Origin of the sequence: Mycolicibacterium fallax (assembly GCF_010726955.1) — a bacterium.
Lineage (GTDB): Bacteria > Actinomycetota > Actinomycetes > Mycobacteriales > Mycobacteriaceae > Mycobacterium > Mycobacterium fallax.
In genome coordinates this window covers 674,241-692,046 of record NZ_AP022603.1, presented here as the reverse complement: position 1 = coordinate 692,046, position 17,806 = coordinate 674,241, and the positions used below count along the sequence as shown (strand labels likewise).

Annotated in this window: 15 protein-coding genes and 1 pseudogene; 2 read left to right on the top strand and 14 right to left on the bottom strand. The window is 71.1% G+C overall.

Going from position 1 to position 17,806, the window contains the following annotated elements; translation table 11 throughout:
• Positions 1-338: 338 nt before the first annotated feature.
• The 3 genes from meaB to mutA are packed head-to-tail and all read right to left on the bottom strand — an operon-like array spanning position 339 to position 5,459.
• Positions 339-1,310 (bottom strand): methylmalonyl Co-A mutase-associated GTPase MeaB, encoded by a 972-nt coding sequence (gene meaB, locus G6N10_RS03310; RefSeq protein ID WP_085098491.1) that lies wholly within the window; start codon positions 1,308-1,310, stop codon positions 339-341.
• A 1-nt stretch (position 1,311) separates the two neighbouring features.
• Entirely contained in the window at positions 1,312-3,579 is a 2,268-nt protein-coding gene (gene scpA / locus G6N10_RS03305; RefSeq protein WP_085098494.1) for a methylmalonyl-CoA mutase, read from the bottom strand.
• The gene (mutA, locus tag G6N10_RS03300) at positions 3,579-5,459 is read right to left on the bottom strand and encodes a methylmalonyl-CoA mutase small subunit (RefSeq protein ID WP_085098498.1); all 1,881 of its coding nucleotides are present in this window, start codon (positions 5,457-5,459) and stop codon (positions 3,579-3,581) included. The genes scpA and mutA overlap by 1 nt, the downstream gene beginning before the upstream one ends.
• A 149-nt stretch (positions 5,460-5,608) precedes the next feature.
• Between mutA and G6N10_RS03295 the strand changes: the two genes are divergently transcribed.
• A complete protein-coding gene (locus tag G6N10_RS03295) occupies positions 5,609-6,358 on the top strand; it encodes a TVP38/TMEM64 family protein (protein WP_407663964.1) in 750 nt (249 codons plus the stop codon).
• A 21-nt stretch (positions 6,359-6,379) separates the two neighbouring features.
• Here the strand turns inward: G6N10_RS03295 and G6N10_RS03290 are convergent, their stop codons facing one another.
• Genes G6N10_RS03290 through G6N10_RS03280 form a run of 3 tightly spaced genes read right to left on the bottom strand, consistent with a single transcriptional unit; the run spans position 6,380 to position 8,399 of the window.
• A complete protein-coding gene (locus tag G6N10_RS03290) occupies positions 6,380-6,739 on the bottom strand; it encodes a DoxX family protein (protein ID WP_085098501.1) in 360 nt (119 codons plus the stop codon).
• Positions 6,740-6,743: 4 nt separating this feature from the next.
• Entirely contained in the window at positions 6,744-7,937 is a 1,194-nt protein-coding gene (locus G6N10_RS03285; protein ID WP_085098504.1) for an SPFH domain-containing protein, read from the bottom strand.
• A gap of 27 nt (positions 7,938-7,964) precedes the next feature.
• Positions 7,965-8,399, bottom strand: a complete 435-nt coding sequence (locus tag G6N10_RS03280; RefSeq protein WP_085098507.1) for an NfeD family protein — start codon at positions 8,397-8,399, stop codon at positions 7,965-7,967.
• A 58-nt stretch (positions 8,400-8,457) separates the two neighbouring features.
• Here G6N10_RS03280 and G6N10_RS03275 point away from each other — a divergent pair, with 58 nt between their 5' ends.
• The gene (locus tag G6N10_RS03275; RefSeq protein WP_085098511.1) at positions 8,458-9,309 is read left to right on the top strand and encodes an Rv1486c family protein; all 852 of its coding nucleotides are present in this window, start codon (positions 8,458-8,460) and stop codon (positions 9,307-9,309) included.
• A 387-nt stretch (positions 9,310-9,696) separates the two neighbouring features.
• On the opposite strand, the pseudogene G6N10_RS03270 reads toward G6N10_RS03275, so the two are convergent.
• From G6N10_RS03270 to ripA, 8 genes and pseudogenes are all read right to left on the bottom strand, one after another.
• A pseudogene (locus tag G6N10_RS03270) lies at positions 9,697-10,629 on the bottom strand (ferrochelatase); the annotation flags it as partial.
• A 10-nt stretch (positions 10,630-10,639) separates the two neighbouring features.
• Positions 10,640-11,449, bottom strand: coding sequence for an NADH-dependent enoyl-ACP reductase InhA (inhA, locus tag G6N10_RS03265; RefSeq protein ID WP_085098517.1), 810 nt, complete (start codon positions 11,447-11,449; stop codon positions 10,640-10,642).
• 50 nt (positions 11,450-11,499) lie between these two features.
• Positions 11,500-12,252, bottom strand: coding sequence for a 3-oxoacyl-ACP reductase FabG (gene fabG / locus G6N10_RS03260; protein WP_085098520.1), 753 nt, complete (start codon positions 12,250-12,252; stop codon positions 11,500-11,502).
• A 56-nt stretch (positions 12,253-12,308) separates the two neighbouring features.
• Positions 12,309-13,316: a VWA domain-containing protein gene (locus G6N10_RS03255; protein ID WP_085098523.1), complete on the bottom strand. Its 1,008-nt coding sequence runs from the start codon at positions 13,314-13,316 to the stop codon at positions 12,309-12,311.
• An 18-nt stretch (positions 13,317-13,334) separates the two neighbouring features.
• Positions 13,335-14,279 (bottom strand): DUF58 domain-containing protein, encoded by a 945-nt coding sequence (locus G6N10_RS03250; RefSeq protein ID WP_085098526.1) that lies wholly within the window; start codon positions 14,277-14,279, stop codon positions 13,335-13,337.
• Complete coding sequence (gene moxR1 / locus G6N10_RS03245; protein ID WP_085098587.1) at positions 14,276-15,373, bottom strand: chaperone MoxR1; 1,098 nt, start codon at positions 15,371-15,373, stop codon at positions 14,276-14,278. The genes G6N10_RS03250 and moxR1 overlap by 4 nt, the downstream gene beginning before the upstream one ends.
• Positions 15,374-15,522: 149 nt before the next feature.
• Entirely contained in the window at positions 15,523-16,236 is a 714-nt protein-coding gene (gene ripB, locus G6N10_RS03240) for an NlpC/P60 family peptidoglycan endopeptidase RipB (protein WP_085098529.1), read from the bottom strand.
• 14 nt (positions 16,237-16,250) lie between these two features.
• Positions 16,251-17,627, bottom strand: coding sequence for an NlpC/P60 family peptidoglycan endopeptidase RipA (gene ripA, locus G6N10_RS03235; protein ID WP_085098532.1), 1,377 nt, complete (start codon positions 17,625-17,627; stop codon positions 16,251-16,253).
• Between the last annotated feature and the right edge of the window lie 179 nt (positions 17,628-17,806).

The following is a 17,806-nucleotide window of genomic DNA, read 5'->3' as shown; positions in this document are numbered from 1 at the left end:
CGATTCTGGCAGCGACTTCCTTTTTGCAGCTGAACGCTTTTCATACCGCCGGCCCAATTGGCACACGCCGCGAGGCGTTCGCCGAGAGGCATTGCGCGAGCGGCTATTTCAGCCGAAGAAATGGCGGATTAGTCGACATTGCAGCATCTGTCAGCCGCGTCGCGCCGCTATCGGACACCGTGTAGGAATAGCCAGGAATCCTACATGACGTCCGATAGGCAACCCGACGCGATGTAGGATCTACTGGCGGACAACGCAATTCGATCCGAAAATCAAAAAGTGGCTTCACGTACCACTTTTTTCCGGTGCCGTCTTCGGCGTGTCCGGCGGCAGCCGGGCTACGGTTCGACGGCCGACAGGATCTGCTCGGCGCCCAGCGCCGGGGTGAGCGCACCGTCGCGGACCCGCTGCTCCACCTCGGCGCGGATCGCCCGGACCCGCGGCGCGGTCAGCACCCGCGCCAGCACCTCATCGCGGACCATCTCCCACATCCAGTCCACCTGCTGGGCGCGCCGGCGGGTCTCGAACTCGCCGGCCTCGGTCAGCACCCGGCGGTGGTCGCTGACCGCGTTCCACAGTTCGGCAAGACCGCTGCCCTCCAGCGCGCTCATGGTCAGAACCGGCGGGCGCCACAGCGTTTCCCGGGGGTAGATCAGCCGGATCGCACCGGCGAGCTCACGGGCCGCCGAGCGGGCCTCCATCTTGTGCGCCCCGTCGGCCTTGTTCACCACGATGATGTCGGCCAGCTCGAGCACACCCTTTTTGATGCCCTGCAACTGGTCCCCGGTCCGGGCCAGGGTCAGGAACACGAAGGTGTCGACCATGTCGGCCACGGCCACCTCGGACTGGCCCACCCCGACCGTCTCGACCAGCACGATGTCGAATCCGGCCGCCTCCAGCAGCACGATCGTCTCCCGGGTGGCCTTGGTGACCCCGCCGAGGGTGCCCGAGGTCGGCGACGGCCGCACGTACCCGGCCGGGTCGTTGGACAGCCGGCCCATCCGGGTCTTGTCGCCGAGGATGGAGCCGCCGGTGCGCGTCGAGGACGGGTCCACCGCCAGCACCGCCACCCGGTGACCGGCCTCGATCAGGTACATGCCGAGCGCCTCGATCGACGTCGACTTGCCCACCCCCGGCACCCCGGTGATCCCGACGTGCATGGCCCGGCCGGCATCGGGCATCAGCTCCAGCAGCAGCTGCTGGGCCTTCGCGCGGTGGTCCGGCCGCACGGATTCGACCAGGGTGATGGCGCGCGCGAGCACCGCGCGGTTGCCGGAGCGGACCCCGGCGGCCAGTTCGGCGACGTCCATGTCAGGCCAGGTCGTACCCGAGTTGGTCGGCCAGCTTGCGCAGCAGGTCACCGGCCGCGTCGGCGATCACGGTGCCCGGCGGGAAGATCGCGGTGGCACCGTCGCGGTACAGCGCGTCGAAGTCCCCGGGCGGGATGACGCCGCCGACCACGATCATGATGTCCGGCCTGCCGACCTCGGCGAGCGCGTCGCGCAGCGCTGGGACCAGGGTCAGGTGCCCGGCCGCCAGCGAGGAGACCCCGACGATGTGCACGTCGTTGTCGGAGGCCTGCCGGGCCACCTCGTCGGGGGTGGCGAACAGCGGGCCGACGTCGACGTCGAAGCCCAGGTCGGCGAACGCCGTCGCGATCACCTTCTGGCCGCGGTCGTGCCCGTCCTGGCCCATCTTGGCGACCAGGATCCGCGGCCGGCGGCCGTCGGCGTCGGCGAATGCCTCGACCAGCTCGGTCACCGTCGTCATCTTGGTGTCGTTCCCCTCGCGTCCGGCCTCATCGCGATACACCCCGGAGATGGTACGGATCTCGGCCTGGTAGCGCCCGTACACCTTTTCCAGGGCGTCGGAGATCTCCCCGCCGGTGGCGTGCGCGCGGGCGGCGTTGATCGCCAGCGCCATCAGGTTGTTGGCCAGCCCGTCCTCGCCGGCCGGGCCGGTGGCGGCGGCCGCCCGGGTCAGCTCGGCCAGCGCGGCCTGGGTGGCGTCCTCGTCGCGCTCGGCCCGCAGCTTGGCCAGCTTGGCCAGCTGCTCGCCGCGCACCTTCGAGTTGTCGACCCGCAGGACCTCGATCTGCTCCTCTTCGGTCAGCTGGTACTTGTTCACCCCGATCAGCGTCTGGGCGCCGGAGTCGATCCGCGCCTGGGTGCGCGCGGCGGCCTCCTCGATCCGCAGCTTCGGGATGCCCAGCGCGATGGCCTCGGCCATCCCGCCGTGCTCGGCGACCTCGGTGATGTGCGCGCGGGCCCGCTCGACGAGCTGCGCGGTCAGCCACTCGACGTAGTAGGAGCCGCCCCACGGGTCGATCGGCCGGGTGGTGCCGGACTCCTGCTGCAGCAGCAGCTGGGTGTTGCGGGCGATCCGCGCGGAGAAGTCGGTGGGCAGCGCCAGCGCCTCGTCGAGGGCGTTGGTGTGCAGCGACTGGGTGTGCCCCTGGGTGGCGGCCATCGCCTCCACGCAGGTGCGGGCGACGTTGTTGAACACGTCCTGGGCGGTCAGCGACCAGCCCGAGGTCTGCGAATGGGTGCGCAGCGACAGCGATTTGGCGTTGCTCGGGTCGAACTGGGCGACCAGCTCGCTCCACAGCAGCCGGCCCGCACGCAGCTTGGCGACCTCCATGAAGAAGTTCATCCCGATGCCCCAGAAGAAGGACAGCCGCGGCGCGAACTTGTCGATGTCCAGCCCGGCGTTCAGCCCGGCCTTGATGTACTCCACCCCGTCGGCCAGCGTGTAGGCCAGCTCCAGGTCGGCGGTCGCACCGGCCTCCTGGATGTGGTAGCCGGAGATCGAGATCGAGTTGAACTTCGGCATTTTCGCGCTGGTGTAGGCGAAGATGTCGGCGATGATCCGCATCGACGGTTCCGGCGGATAGATGTAGGTGTTGCGGACCATGAACTCTTTGAGGATGTCGTTCTGGATGGTTCCGGCCAGCTTCTCCGGCGGCACGCCCTGCTCCTCGGCGGCCACCACATACAGCGCCAGGATCGGCAGCACCGCACCGTTCATCGTCATCGACACGCTGACCGAGCCGAGGTCGATCCCGTCGAACAGCTGGCGCATGTCCAGGATCGAGTCGATGGCCACCCCGGCCATCCCGACGTCGCCGGTCACCCGCGGGTGATCGGAGTCGTAGCCGCGGTGGGTGGCCAGGTCAAACGCCACCGACAGGCCCTTCTGGCCGGCGGCCAGGTTGCGCCGGTAGAACGCATTGGATTCCGCGGCGGTGGAGAAGCCGGCGTACTGCCGGATGGTCCACGGCTGGTTGACGTACATCGTCGAGTACGGCCCGCGGATGAACGGCGGCTCCCCCGGGAAGGTGTCCACCGGGTAGCCGGCGGCGGCCACCGCGTCCCGGTCGGCCCGGGTGTAGATCGGCCGCACCTCGATGCCCTCGGGGGTGTGGAAACTCAGCTGCTCGGCGGTGTAGCCGTGCGCGGCGGCCGCCGCGTCGACCAGCGCACTGACCTGGTCGGCTCCCGGCGCGGCCGGCGGGCCGTCCGCGCCGCGGCGCGGCACCTCGGCGAAGCTGGCGATCTCGGTGGTCCTGCCGGCGGTCATCACGCCCCCAATCGGGTCAGCATGGCCGAAAGTACTTCGACCGCATCGATTTTCATCGTCAGATAGCCGTCGGGCCGGGTGGTCGACTCGGCGACGGCGCCTTCCGGTCCGGCCAGCAGCACCCGCGCCAGGCCGGCCGCGCGCGCGGCCTGAACCACCGCGGCGGCCTCGCCGGCGTACCGGGCGTCGGTGCCGCAGATCACCGCGATGTCACCGCCGAACCCGGAATCCCGGGCCGCCGCAACGGCATCGGCGATGCCGGCGGCGGCCAGGGTGCCGGGGTTGATCGCCTCGATGCCGCCGGAGGCCAACAGGTTGGCCGCGAACGTGGTGCGCACGTTGTGCTCGGCCAGCGGACCCAGCGGCAGCAGCAGCACCTTCGGCCGGGCGCCGGATGCGGCCAGGACCGCATCCGAGCGGTTGCGCAGCGCCTCGAATCCGGCCGCGTAGCGCAGCACCCCGGCCGGCTCGCCGGTACGCGGCAGCGGATCCTCGTCGAGGTTGGGGAATTCGTTGACCCCGGTGAGCGCGGTGCGCCGGTGCGCGATGTCGGCCGCGCGGCGCTCGGCCACCGCGGCGATCTGCTCGGCCACGAAATCGGTTGCCGCGCCGAACCCGCCGCGAGCCTCGATGGCCTGGAACTGCGCCCAGGCGGCGTCGGCCAGCGACTCGGTCAGGTCCTCCAGGTACCAGGAGCCCGCCCCCGGATCCAGCACCCGGCCCAGGTGCGACTCCTCCAGCAGCAGCAGCTGGGTGTTGCGGGCGATCCGGCGGGCGAAGCCGGGCGCGACGCCGGGCACCCCGCCGGGGATGGCGACGTCGAAGTTGCGCAACTGCACGGTGTCGGCGCCGCCGAGGCCGGCACCGAAGCCGGCCAGCGTGCCGCGCAGCATGTTCACCCACGGGTCGCGCTGGCTCATCATGGCCAGCGATCCGACGGCGTGCACCCGGGTGGCACCGGCCTCCGGGGCGCCGAGCACCTCGGCGACCCGGGCCCACAGCCGGCGCAGCGCGCGCAGCTTGGCGATGCCGACGAACTGGTCGTCGGCCACCGCGATCCGGAAACCGAGCTGCCCCAGCGCCTCACCGGCGCTCAGCCCGGCGGCGGTCAGCGCCCGCAGGTAGTCCACCGCCGCGGCGATCGCCCCGGCCAGCTCCAGCGCGGCGTCGGCGCCCAGGTCGTGCAGGGCGGCCCCGTCGACGGTGATCGCCCGGATGCCGGGGCCGGCCTGCCCGGCCACCGCGACGACCTCGTCGAGGCACGGCGACGGCGCGGCGGTCAGCGCGGCGGTCAGCGGGTCGGCGCCCAGGTCGATCGACAGACCGGCGCGGTGCTCGGCGGTGACGTCGGCGGCCAGCTGGGTCAGCGCCTCGGCGGCGGCGCCGTAGTGCGCGCCGAAGCCCTGCCCGGGTTCCAGCCGGATCGGCGCCAGCTCGATGAAGACGCCCTCCAGCAGCCGGTCCAGGTCGTCGGCGGCCACCCCGTCGTCACCGACGCGCAGCACCAGGGCGCTGACGCCCAGGCCCAGCTCGGCCAGCAGGGTGGCGTTGGCCTCCCCCACCGGCTGGCCCGGGGCCGGGTAGACGTCGGCGACCTTCCAGCCGGCCAGCACGTCACGGCCGGCGTCGCCGCCGCGGGTGAACGGCCAGCTGCCCGGCAGCGGGGCCTCGGGCAGCTCGTCGAGCGCGGTGTAGAGCGGGCGGACGGTGACACCCTCGTAGGTCGGCGTGTCCAGCAGCCGATCCGGCTCGGCACCGAGCTCGGCGGGTTCCTTGCGGGTCGTCTTGGCCAGCACCTTGGCGACTCCGGAACGCCAGACGGCGCGGGCCCTTTCCAACTCGGCCCGGTCGGCGGGCTCGACGGTTACCCCTGAAGACACTGGCAGCTCCTGTGAAAATCGCGTTCCCTTCAGGCTAAATGATGCTCAGCTGCGGTTTTGACCCGACCGCTGGCTACCGGCGAGTAACACAGTGAGTCTGGTCACCGACGCCGTCGCGTGTTCCGCGGCAGCCCGTAGGCTTGGATCCCGTGGCCTGGTCCGATGTCGGTGTGCGGCGCTTCACCGCCGTGTTGCGGACGTTGCCGGTCACCGCCGGTGCCGTCGTGCGTCAGCTCCCCGGACGACGGGTGGTGCTCACCTCGGCCACCCTGGTCGCGCTGGTGGTGCTCGCGCTGGCCGTGCCGATGCCCAGTGCCGTGCAGATGCGCGACTGGGCCACCGCCGCCGGCCCGTGGTTTCCGCTGGCATTTCTGGCCGCGCACGCGCTGGCCACCGTGGTGCCGTTTCCGCGCACCGCGTTCACCCTGGCCGCCGGGCTGCTGTTCGGGCCCGCGCTGGGCGTCGGGATCGCGGTGACGGCCTCGACGATCAGCGCCGTCATCGCGGTGCTGCTGGTCCGCGCGTTCGGCTGGCAGCTGGGCCGGCTGCACCCACGGGTCGAGGCCATCGACGCGCACCTGAGCCGTCGCGGCTGGCCGGCCGTGCTGTCGCTGCGGATGATCCCGGCGGTGCCGTTCTCGGTGATCAACTACGCCGCGGGCGCCTCCTCGGTTCGGCTGCTGCCCTACACGCTGGCCACCGTCGTCGGGCTGGCCCCGGGCACCGCCGCGGTGGTGATCCTCGGCGACGCGATGACCGGGAACATCAATCCGCTGCTGATCCTGGTGTCGGTGTGCACCGCCAGCATCGGGGTGGCCGGGCTGGTCTACGAGGCCCGGGTGCACCGGCGGCACCACCGCGAGCAGCTGGAGCGGCTGGCCCGGGAGGCCGCCGCGTAGGCCCGGGCCCGGAGCCGGTCGTCAGTTCTCCCGCTGCGGGCCCATCGCCGTCATCGTCGCGCACAGCGCCAAAAACGACGACGACGCGGCCAACCCGGGGCTGTAGTCCTTGGCCTTCAGGTGGGCACCGACCGCCAGGGTGAAGTAGATGGTCAGCATGAAGGTGGTCAGCCGGGCCAGCGCGGGCAGCTTGTAGACCGCCAGCAGCCCGATCGCCGCGGCGGCCTTGACCACCGGCAGCACCGGCCGCACCTGCTGCGGGCAGTTCACCGCATCGAGCGCCGCGGTGATCTGCGGGGCGGGGATCGCGCAGGCCACCGCGTCGGCGGCGTGGAACGCCGCCAGCGCGGCGTAGCTGCGGTTGGAGTTCAGCGCGGACATCGGGTCAGTCCCTCCGCTGCTGCGGGTAGCCGGGCGGCGGCGGGAAGTTCGGCGGCGGGCCGGTCACCGCCTGCGGGGCGGGCCCACCGAGCACCGGCGAGGGCGTCCGCGCCTCGGCCTCGGCGCGGGCGACGGCCTGCGCCAGCGCCGGATCGGTCTGGGTCTGGAACCAGTCGGCGACGTCGGCGTCGTTGTCCGGGGCGGTGTCGGCCGGATCGGCCGGCGACGGGGTGTAGCGGTAGACCCCGTCGTCGCCGGGGGCGCCGAGCAGCTTGGTCATGCCCTGCAGCGCGGTGCCGAAGTCGCTGGGTACCACCCACACCTTGTTGGCCTCGCCGCGGGCCATCTCCGGCAGGGTCTGCAGGTACTGGTAGGCCAGCAGTTCCGGGGTGGGCCGGGCGGCCTTGATCGCCTTGAAGGTCTTCTCGATGGCCTTCGCCTCACCCTGGGCCTTGAGGTACTGGGCGGCGCGCTCACCCTGGGCGCGCAGGATGTTGGACTGCCGCTCGGCCTCGGCGGCCAGGATCGCGGCCTGCTTGGAGCCCTCGGCGGCCAGGATCTGGGACTGCTTCTGCCCCTCGGCCTGCTTGATCGAGGCTTCCCGCACGCCCTCGGCGGTCAGGATCATCGCGCGCTTCTCGCGGTCGGCCTTCATCTGCTTTTCCATCGACTCCTGGATCGACGGCGGCGGGTCGATCGAGCGCAGCTCCACCCGCGCCACCCGCAGGCCCCACTTGCCGGTCGCCTCGTCGAGCACACCCCGCAGCTGGCCGTTGATCTGGTCACGGGAGGTCAGCGTCTGCTCCAGGGTCATGCCGCCGACGACGTTGCGCAGCGTGGTGGTGGCCAACTGCTCGACGCCGACGATGTAGTTGCTGATCGCGTACACCGCGGCCTGCGGGTTGGTGACCTGGAAATACACCACGGTGTCGATGTTCAGCGTCAGGTTGTCCTCGGTGATCACCGGCTGCGGCGGGAAGGACACCACCCGCTCACGCAGGTCGACCCGCGCCCGGACCCGGTCGATGAACGGCACCAGCAGGGTCAGCTGCCCGCTGACCGTGCGGCTGTAGCGGCCGAGCCGCTCGATCACCGCGGCCTCGGCCTGCGGGATCAGCGCCACCGATTTGACCACGATGATCACCGCCAGGCCGATCAAGGCCAACAGCAGTATCAATCCAGCAGCCGCACCGTCCACGACGGGCTCCTTTCCAATAGTCGATCGTCAGTGATGCAGCCCGACGACGGCGGTCGCACCGTCGATGGTGATCACGGTCACCTCCGCGCCCGGCTCGAAGGTGTCGTTGTCGGCCAGCGGGCGGGCCGTCCAGATCTCGCCGTCCAGCTTGATCCGGCCGCCGTGCCGGCTGACCTGTTCCAGCACCAGCGCGGGCCGGCCCGACAGTGCCTCAATACCGGTCTCCGGCACCGCGTTCGGCGTCATCTTGCGGCGCAGCGAGGGCCGCACCAGAGCCAGCAGCAGCACCGAAACGACCAGGAACACGATCCCGTCGGCCCAGATCGGCCAGTCGATCAGCGCGCTGGATCCGGCGGCGGCCAGCGCACCGCCGGCGATCATCAGCAGGAACAGGTCACCGGTGAGCATCTCGGCGCCGGCCAGCACCAGGGCGCCGATGAGCCAGATCACTGCGGCGGGCATGTTTCAACCCTAGCGTGCATCCCGACGCCGACAACGCGGGGAATTAAACTTCCCGGGCATGTGGTGCCCGAGCGCTTCGCTGGCCCTGTGGGGCAATGCCTGGCTGGCCGGCCGTGCCGCGCCCGACGACGTGCTCGACGCGCTGTCGCTGTGGGCGCCGCGGCATTCGGTCACCGCCTACGAATCCGCCGCCGCCGAAGCCACCGGGCTGCCGTGGCCCGACGTCGACGACGCGGGGGCGATGTCGCTGCTGCAGACGCTGCGCATCGCCGCGGGTCCGCGGATCGGCGAGCCGGTGCTCGGCCTGACCCTGCCGGTGCCCGGCGACGCCCGCGGTCTGCCCGCGGGCAGCGCCTTCGCTGCCGACGCGATGGCGGTCGGCGAGGCGCTGCTGATCACCCCGCCGGGGCGCACCCCGATCGGCCTGGTCCCGGAATTCGAGTACGACGACGACGCCGACGGCGACGGACCGGAGACCCTGGACCCGCTGCTGGTGTGGACGGCCTACTCGCTGCCCGGCGCACCGCCGCGGGAGGCGCCCGGGCTCGGCGCCGCCGAACTCGAGCTGCGCGCGGCGGTTCGGACGGCCGCGCAGGCGTTGACCACGTTGCGCGACGGCGGCGCCGGGGTGGACATCGAGGATCCGCGCGCCCTGGTCGAGCAGCTGCTGGAGGCCGGCGGGGACCACACCGCCCCGGACCACGCGCCGGCCCGGGCGCTGCGGGTGCTGGAGAGCGCCGCGCAGGTCGATGCGATCGTCACCGTCGGCGCGGGCCTGACGCCGATCGCCATCACGTCCTCGTCGGGCATCACGATGGCCGACGAGGCGATGCGGCCGCTGTCGGCGGTGGTGCGCGCCGCGCGACTGGCCGCCGTCGACGCCATCCTGCAGTCGGCCTGGCGGGACTGAGGGCGTCGGGGGCGCGGAGGCGCCATCGAGTGAGAACTCAGGGACGTTGGTGAGAACTTTTGCCGGCCGCGCTCATCGAGTGAGAAACCAGGGAGCTTAGTGAGACGTTCTCGCGACCGCCGTCATCGAGTGAGAAACCAGGGACGTTAGTGAGAACCCAGGGACGTTAGAGAGAACCCAGGACGGCGCTCGGCATCGAAAGAGAAACCTGGGACGCGTTGTGTGAGTAGCCCCCGCCACAATGTCTCACTCGATGAAAACCCCCGCCCTGACGTCTCACCAGCGTCCCTGGGTTCTCACCAAGCTCCCTGAAGTCTCACTCGATTTCGGGCCCCGCCGAAACCTCTCACCAACGTCCCTGAGTTCTCACTCGATGCCGCGCCCTCAGCGGCCGGTCTCCAGCGCGTCGACCAGATCCAGCACCAGCGCGGCAAAACGCGGGTCGGCGTTGGGGGTGCTCGCCCGGGCCAGCGCGATCCCGGCGGCCTGGGCCTGCCCGGCCAGTTCGGTGTCCAGGTCCCAGACCACCTCGATGTGATCGCAGACGAAGCCGATCGGGCAGACGATCACCGCTCGCACACCGGAGCTCGCCAGCGCCGAAAGGTGTTCGGCGACATCGGGTTCCAGCCACGGAACCCGCGCGGGACCGGAGCGGGACTGCCAGACCTGGTCGTAGTCGGGGTAGCCGGCGGCGGCGGCGACCAGCCGGGCGGCCTCGGCGACCTGGGTGCTGTAGATCCGCGGGCCGTGCCGCTCGTCGGCGGCCAGCGGCACCGAGTGCGCGGTGAACACCAGCCGGGCGGAGTCGGCCAACTCGGCGGGCAACTCGGCGCGGGCGGCGGCGATGGCGTCGGCGAACAGCTCGATGAACAGCCGGTGGTCGTGGAAGCCGGGCAGCTTCACCAGTTCCGGGGCGCCGTCACCGACCGCGGCCCGGGCGGCGGCGATGTCCTCGCGGTACTGCACGTCCCCGGAGTAGCCGGACCAGGCCGAGGTGGCGAACACCGCGGCGGTGCGCACCCCGTCGTCGCGCATCGCGGCGACGGTGTCGGCGAGGTACGGCGCCCAGTTGCGGTTGCCGAAGTACACCGGCAGCTCCCGGCCCGCCTCGGCCAGCTGCGCCCGGATCTGCTCGATCAGCGCGCGGTTGATGCCATTGATCGGCGAGACGCCGCCGAAGTGCTGGTAGTGCTCGGCGACCTCGGCCAGCCGCTCCAGCGGGATGCCGCGCCCGGCGGTCACGTTTTGCAGGAACGGCAGCACCTGCTCGGGGCCCTCCGGGCCGCCGAACGACAGCAGCAACAGCGCGTCGAACTTCACCGCGGCGGCCTCAGAGCAGCTGGTTGTGCGCGCCGCCGTCGGCGAAAATGATGTCGCCGGTGGTGGCGGGCAGCCAGTCCGACAGCAGCGCGCAGACGGTCTTGGCGACCGGGGTCGGATCCTTCATGTCCCAGCCGATCGGAGCCCGGGCATCCCAGCCCTCCTCCAGCAGCTTCATCTGCGCGCCGGCCTCCTCGCCGAGCGCGCCGCCGACGATGGCGCTCATCGCCAGCGTCCGGATCGGGCCGGCGGCAACAAGATTCGAGCGCACCCCAACCTTGCCGGCCTCCCGCGCGACGAACCGGTTCACCGACTCCAGGGCGCTCTTGGCCACCGTCATCCAGTTGTAGGCGGGCATCGCCCGGGTCGGATCGAAGTCCATCCCGACGATGGAGCCGCCGGGCGCCATGATCGGCAGCACCGCCTTGGCCAGCGAGGCGTAGGAGTACGCCGAGATGTGGATGCCCTTGGACACGTCCTCGTACGGGGCGTCGAAGAACGGGTTGACGCCCATCCCGGACTGCGGCATGAAGCCGATCGAGTGCACCACGCCGTCGATCCGGGCGCCCTCGCCGATCACCTCGGTGATCTGGCCGGCCAGGCCGGCCAGGTGCTCCTCGTTCTGCACGTCCAGTTCCAGCAGCGGGGCCGGGCTGGGCAGCCGGTCGGCGATCCGCTGGATCAGCTTCATCCGGTTGAAGCCGGTCAGCACCAGTTCGGCGCCGGCCTCCTGGGCCTGCTTGGCGATGTGGAAGGCGATGGACGAATCGGTGATGATCCCGGTGACCAGGATCCGCTTGCCCTCGAGCAAACCTGCCATTGTGCTGACTCCTTAGTTAACGAAAGTTTCGGTGGGCCACCGCGGTTGGGTCAGTGGCCCATGCCCATCGCACCGTCGACGGGGATCACCGCGCCGGAGACGTAGGAGGCGTCCTCGGAGGCCAGGAAACTGACCACGCCGGCCACCTCGGCGGCGGTACCGACCCGCTTGGCCGGGATGAACTCCAGCGCGCCCTCCTGCACCCGCTCGTCGAGCGCGCGGGTCATCTCGGTGTCGATCATGCCCGGCGCCACCACGTTGGCGGTGACGTTGGCCTTCGACAGTTCCCGGGCGATGGACCGGGACATCCCGATCAGCCCGGCCTTGGAGGCCGCGTAGTTGGCCTGGTTGCCGATCCCCCACATCCCCGAGACCGAGCCGACGAAGATCATCCGGCCGAACTTGCCCTTGATCATCGGGCGGGCGGCGCGCTGGGCGACCCGGAAGGCGCCGGTCAGGTTCGCGTCGATGACCTGCTCGAACTTCTCCTCGGTCATCCGCATCAGGAAGGCGTCGGCGGTGATGCCGGCGTTGGCGACCAGCACCTCGACCGGCCCCTGGGTGGCCTCGACCTCCTTGAAGGCCGCGTCGACGGCCGCGGAGTCGGTGACGTCGCACACCACGCCGTTGAGCCCCTCGGGGGTGCCGGAACCGCGGTGGGTGACGGTGACCTTGTGCCCGTCGGCGGCCAGTCGGCGCGCGATGGCCAGGCCGATGCCACGGTTTCCGCCGGTCACCAGGACGGAACGGGAAACGAACGCCGGCTTGGCGCCGTCCAGGCAGGGTTGCGCGGTGTCGGTCATGACGGTCAACCTATCGCCTCACCCGGATCGGATCGAAATCGGCACGCCGGATCCGCTCAGCCGGGCAGCCGCCGATTGATCAGCAGCCCGGCCAGCGCGGCCAGCCCCAGCAGCAGCGCACCCAGCCGCAGCCAGCCGACGCTGGCGTCCCCGGGGATGGTCTCGTAACCGATCTGCTGCTGCAGCGTCGAGTAGACCTCCTTGAGTTCGGCCAGGCTCGACGCGCTGTAGGCGTTGCCGCCGGAGAGGTCGGCGATCTTGCGCAGGCCGGCGTCGTCGACCGGGACCGGCTGACGCTGATCGTTGATCTCGACGAAGCCGTAGGGGGTGCCGAAGGAGATGGTGGAGATCGGGATGCCCTGCTCCTTGGCCATCCGGGCGGCGGTGAACGCGCCCTTGGGGTTGTCCGGGTTGCTCGGCACGGTCTCCTTGCCGTCGGACATCAGCACGATCCGGGCCGGTGGCGGCTCGTCACCGCCGCCGATCACCGCGCCGACGGTGGCCACCGACTGCAGCGCGGTGAAGATCGCCTCACCGGTGGCGGTCCGGTCGGCCAGCTGCAGCTTGTCCAGCGCCGCGATGGTGTTCTGCCGGCTGGTGGTCGGCGAGACCAGCACGGTGGCGGTGCCCGCGTAGGCGATCAGGCCCAGGTTGATGCCCGGGGTCAGCTCGTTGGCGAACTGCTTGGCGGCCTCCTGGGCGGCGGCCAGCCGGCTCGGCGAGACGTCGGTGGCGCGCATCGACTGGGACACGTCGATCACCAGCATCACCACCGCCCGGTTGCGCGGCACCCGGACGTCGTGGGTCGGCCCGGCCATCGCGATGGTCAGCAGGGTCAGCGCGATGATCAGCAGCACCGCCGAGAGGTGCCGCCAGCGGGCCGGCCGGGTCGGGGCCACCGAATCGAGCAGCTCCACATTGGAAAAGCGCAGCACGCGGCGCTGCCGGGCGCGCTGTGCGACCAGGTAGCCGACCACCAACGCGGCGACGACCAGCAGGAACAGGAAGAACCACGGGTACTTGAACCCCGACAGCGACATCGGGCCGAGCAGCGGAATCGTCATCAGATCTCTCTCCTGGGCCTACTGCTGACCGGCCAGCGCGCCGCGGCGCCGGGACGCCACGAAGCGGACGATGTCGGCGATCCAGTCCCGGTCGGTGCGCAGCGTCAGCACCGGCGCGTTGCAGCGGCGCAGGGTGCGGGCCACCTCGGCCCGGTGCGCGGCCGCGGCCCGGGCGAAGTCCTCGCGCAGCGCGGCGTCGATGTGGTACTCCCGGGTCAGCCCGGACTCGGTGTCCTGCAGCACCACGTCGCCGACGTCGGGCAGGTCGATGTCGCGCGGGTCCAGGATCTCGATGCCCAGCACCTCGTGCCGGGCCGAGATGGCCCGCAGCTGCCGCATCCAGTTCACCGGGCCCAGGAAATCGCTGATGATGACCGCCATGCCGCGGCGGCGTTCCGGCCGGCGCAGCGCGTCGATGGCCTCGCCGAGGTCGCCGCGGACCCCCGCCGGTGCGCTCGGCATGGTCGCGATCGCCCGCAGCATGCTCTGCTCGTGCTGACGGCCCGAGCGCGCCGGCACCCGAACGGTCTGGCTGCCGTTGCTGATCAGCGCGCCGAGCCGGTTGCCGCCGCCGCTGTTGAGGTAGGTGATCGCGGCGGCCGCGGCCACCGCCAGATCCCGCTTCTCGCAGCCGGCGGTGCCGAAGTCCATGCTGGCCGACATGTCGACGACCAGCCAGGTCTCCAGCTCGCGGTCGGCGATCATCTGCCGGACGTGCGGGTGGGTGGTGCGGGCGGTGACCGACCAGTCCATCCGGCGCACGTCGTCACCGGGCTGGTACATCCGGGACTCGCCCGGTTCGGAGCCCGGCCCCGGGATCAGCCCGAGGTGGTTGCCGTGCAGCACCCCGTCCAGCTTGCGCTTGACGGTGAGCTCCAGGGTCCGCAGCGCCGCCGAGAGCTTCGGGTCGCCGATCTCACCGCGGCCGAACGACGGCGGGTGGATCGAAGCCGACGCCGTCACGAACCGCTGGCCACCGGCGTCGGGGCCTGCGGTTGCTGCTGGACGGCGTTGACCTGCGGCAGCGCCACCGTCTGCAGGATCCGGTTGACCACGGTGTCCGGCGAGATCTCGTCGGCCAGCGCGTCGTAGGACAGCACCAGGCGGTGCCGCAGCACGTCGGGAATGACCTCGATGACGTCCTGCGGGATGACGTAGTCACGGCCCCGGATCAACGCCAGCGCGCGGGCGGCGGCGATGATGCCCAGCGAGGCGCGCGGCGAGGCGCCGAAGGTGATCCAGGACTTCACGTCGGCCAGGCCGAACTGCTCGGGCACCCGGGTGGCGGTGATCACCCGGACCACGTAGTCGACCAGCGCGTGATGGACGAAGACCCCGGCGGCCAGCTCCTGCAGCCGCAGCAGGTCGCCGGCGGCCAGCACCTGCTTGGGCTCCGGCGGGGTGACACCCATCCGGTAGATGATCTCGCGCTCCTCCTCCGGGGAGGGGTAGCCGACGTTGATCTTGAACAGGAAGCGGTCGCGCTGCGCCTCGGGCAGCGGGTAGACGCCCTCGTTCTCGATCGGGTTCTGGGTGGCCATCACCAAAAACGGCTTGGGCAGCTCATAGGTCTTGCCGCCGATGGAGATCTTGCGCTCGGCCATCACCTCGAGCAGCGCGGACTGCACCTTGGCCGGGGCCCGGTTGATCTCGTCGGCGAGCAGGAAGTTGCACACCACCGGGCCGAGTTCGATGTCGAACTCCTCGCGGCCCTGCCGGTAGATCCGGGTCCCGATGATGTCGGTGGGCACCAGGTCGGGGGTGAACTGGATCCGGTTGAAGGTGCCGCCGACGACCTTGGCGAAGGTCTCCACCGCCAGCGTCTTGGCGACGCCGGGCACGCCCTCCAGCAGCACGTGCCCCTTGGCCAGCAGCCCGACCAGGATCCGCTCGACGAGCTGGTCCTGGCCCACGATGATCCGCTTGACCTCGAAGATCGCGCGTTCCAGCGTCGCCACGTCGGCGCCGAGCCCGTTGGGACCGGACGGCTGGGCCGCGTGTGCACCGCCGGGCGCACCCGCCGGTGTGTAGTTGGGCGACCCACCTGCTGACGTCATCGACATTCCTCCGAAGCTGCTTCTGCTAGTCACGGCCGTTCGCCGTGCCCGGTCATGCACCATGATCCCGGATGCGCCCGGGGGTCACCGACACAACTATTCCAGGCCCCACCGGATCCGTCACGGACCCCCGCCGCGGGGCGCGCGGGTCAGGATTCGATGACTCGGACCGCGTTCGGCTGGATGCCGGAGGTGCGCACCGGGCTGACCCGGACCCGGCCGGCGCTGCCGGAGGCCTCCAGCATCTGGCCGCCGCCGAGATAGATCGCCACGTGCTGGCTGCCACCGGGACCCCAGAACAGCAGGTCGCCGCGCTTGGCCTGGGACAGCGGCACCCGGCGGCCGGCGTCGTACTGGTCGCCGGAGTACTTCGGGATCAGCACCCCCACCCCGGCGAACGAGTACTGGGTCAGCCCCGAGCAGTCGAAGCCGTAGATGTTGGCGCCGGACTCCACCCCGGTGCTCGGGCCGGTGGGCTTGCCGCCGCCCCAGGAGTACGGCATCCCGAGCTGGCTGCCGCCCCGGCGGATCACGTATTCGATGGCCTGCGGGCCGCGCACCCGGCCGGGGTTCACGCCGGTCGGTTCGGCGTCACGGCCGCCGAATCCCAGCGATTTGAGGAACTTGCGGCCCAGGTCCATGGTCGCCGAGGTGGCCTGCGAGGTGACCGCCAGCGAGGCGTTGGCGATGGCCAGCGCGTCGCCGGGGGCACCGGCGCTGGCCACCGCGGGCAGGCTGGGATCCCAGCCGGGGTCGGCGGCCGCGGGCCGGGCCCAGCCGACGGTCAGCCCGAGGGCCAGCACCAGCACGGCCAGCAGCTGGGCCGGTCGGCCAATTGCCGGTCGAAAAGCACTCACTGCCATGGACTTCCGTTCCGTCAGTACTCGATGTAGCGCACCACGTACGGCGTCATGCCCCCGGTGCGCACCGGGGAGACCTTCACCTGCGACCCGGTGTAGGGGGCCTCCAGCATCTGTCCGTTGCCGAGGTAGATGGTGACGTGCTGGCTGCCGCCCGGGCCGTAGAAGATGACGTCGCCGCGGCGCATCTCGGCCGAGGGGATCTTGCGGCCCATGTTGTACTGCGAGCCGGAGTAGTGCGGCAGCTCGATGCCGACGCCGGCGAACGCGTAGAGCACCAGGCCCGAGCAGTCGAAGCCCAGCGTGTTGGAGCCCGAGTCGATGCCGTAGGACTTGCCCTGGGCGTTGCCGCCGCCCCAGGAGTACGGCACGCCCAGCTGGCTCATGCCGCGCTGGATGACGTACTCGGAGGCCTGCCTGCCGTAGACCCGCGGGATGGCGGTGCCGTCGGTGGGCACGTCGACGGTGTCGGGGGCCAGGATGCCGATCTTCTGCAGGAACTTGCGGCCCAGCCCGGCGGTGACCTCCGCCGAGGTCGCCGAGATCGCCAGCACCGTGTTGACGATGGCGATCGGGTCGCCGGAGACGAACGCGCTGGGCACCATCGGCAGCGTGGTGTCCCACTGGCTGGCGTCGCCGACCGCCGGGGCGGCATCCCAGTCACTGGCGGCCGGTGCGCCCGCCGGTGCGGGGCTTCCCGGCGCGGGCGGGCGCGCCGGGGCCAGCGCGGCGCGGGCCTGGTCGAGGCGGGCCTTGGCGGCGTCGCGCTCGGCGGCGAGCTGGTTGATCTGCTCCTGCTGGCGGCCGAAGGTGGCCTGCGCGTTGGTCAGCGCGGTGACCGCGTCGTCCTGGCTGGTCTGCGCGCCGGCGGCGGCCTGGTCGGCCTTCTGCTTGGCCAGCCGCGCGGTGGATTCGCGGTTGACCTGCTCACCGCGGGCCCGCTTCAGGTCGGTCATGACCTGCCGGGAGGCCAGGTTGATGGTCTCGTTGGTGGACACCGCGGTGAGCATTTCGCCGGGGTCGGTCGCGGCCAGCAGGGAGTCCGACGGGCCGCTCATGTAGGTGGCGATGGCGTAGTCGTCGAACCGGGCCTGGGCGTCGTCGATCGCGCCGTCGTACTCCCGGACCGCCTGCCGGCTGGCGTCGACCTCGAGCTGGGCCTTGGCCGCGGTGTTCCGCGCGCCCTGCAGCTCGACCAGGCGCTTGTTGACGCTTTCCTGCTCGATCTGCACCTGCGCGCCGAGATCCTGCAACCGCTGGTTGGCCTCGGCCACCTGGGTGATCAGCGCGGCCAGCCCGTCCGGGGCCGGGGCCGGCTCGGCGGCCGCGGGGCCCGCGGTGCCCAGCACCAATGCCAGCGTCAGCAGCGGCGGTGCGCCGTTGATAAGCCTCATTCGACTGCGTCTCCCCTACGGACCGACCCGACAACAACACCGGCGCCCTCAGCCACATGAGTCACATAAACATCAATTAAAACATTAGGCACCCTTTGCACCGTACGTCACAAAAGAACCCGATGAAACTCGCGCAACAAATTACAAGTTTGTGATTTAAAGAATGTGACCTCGCCGTG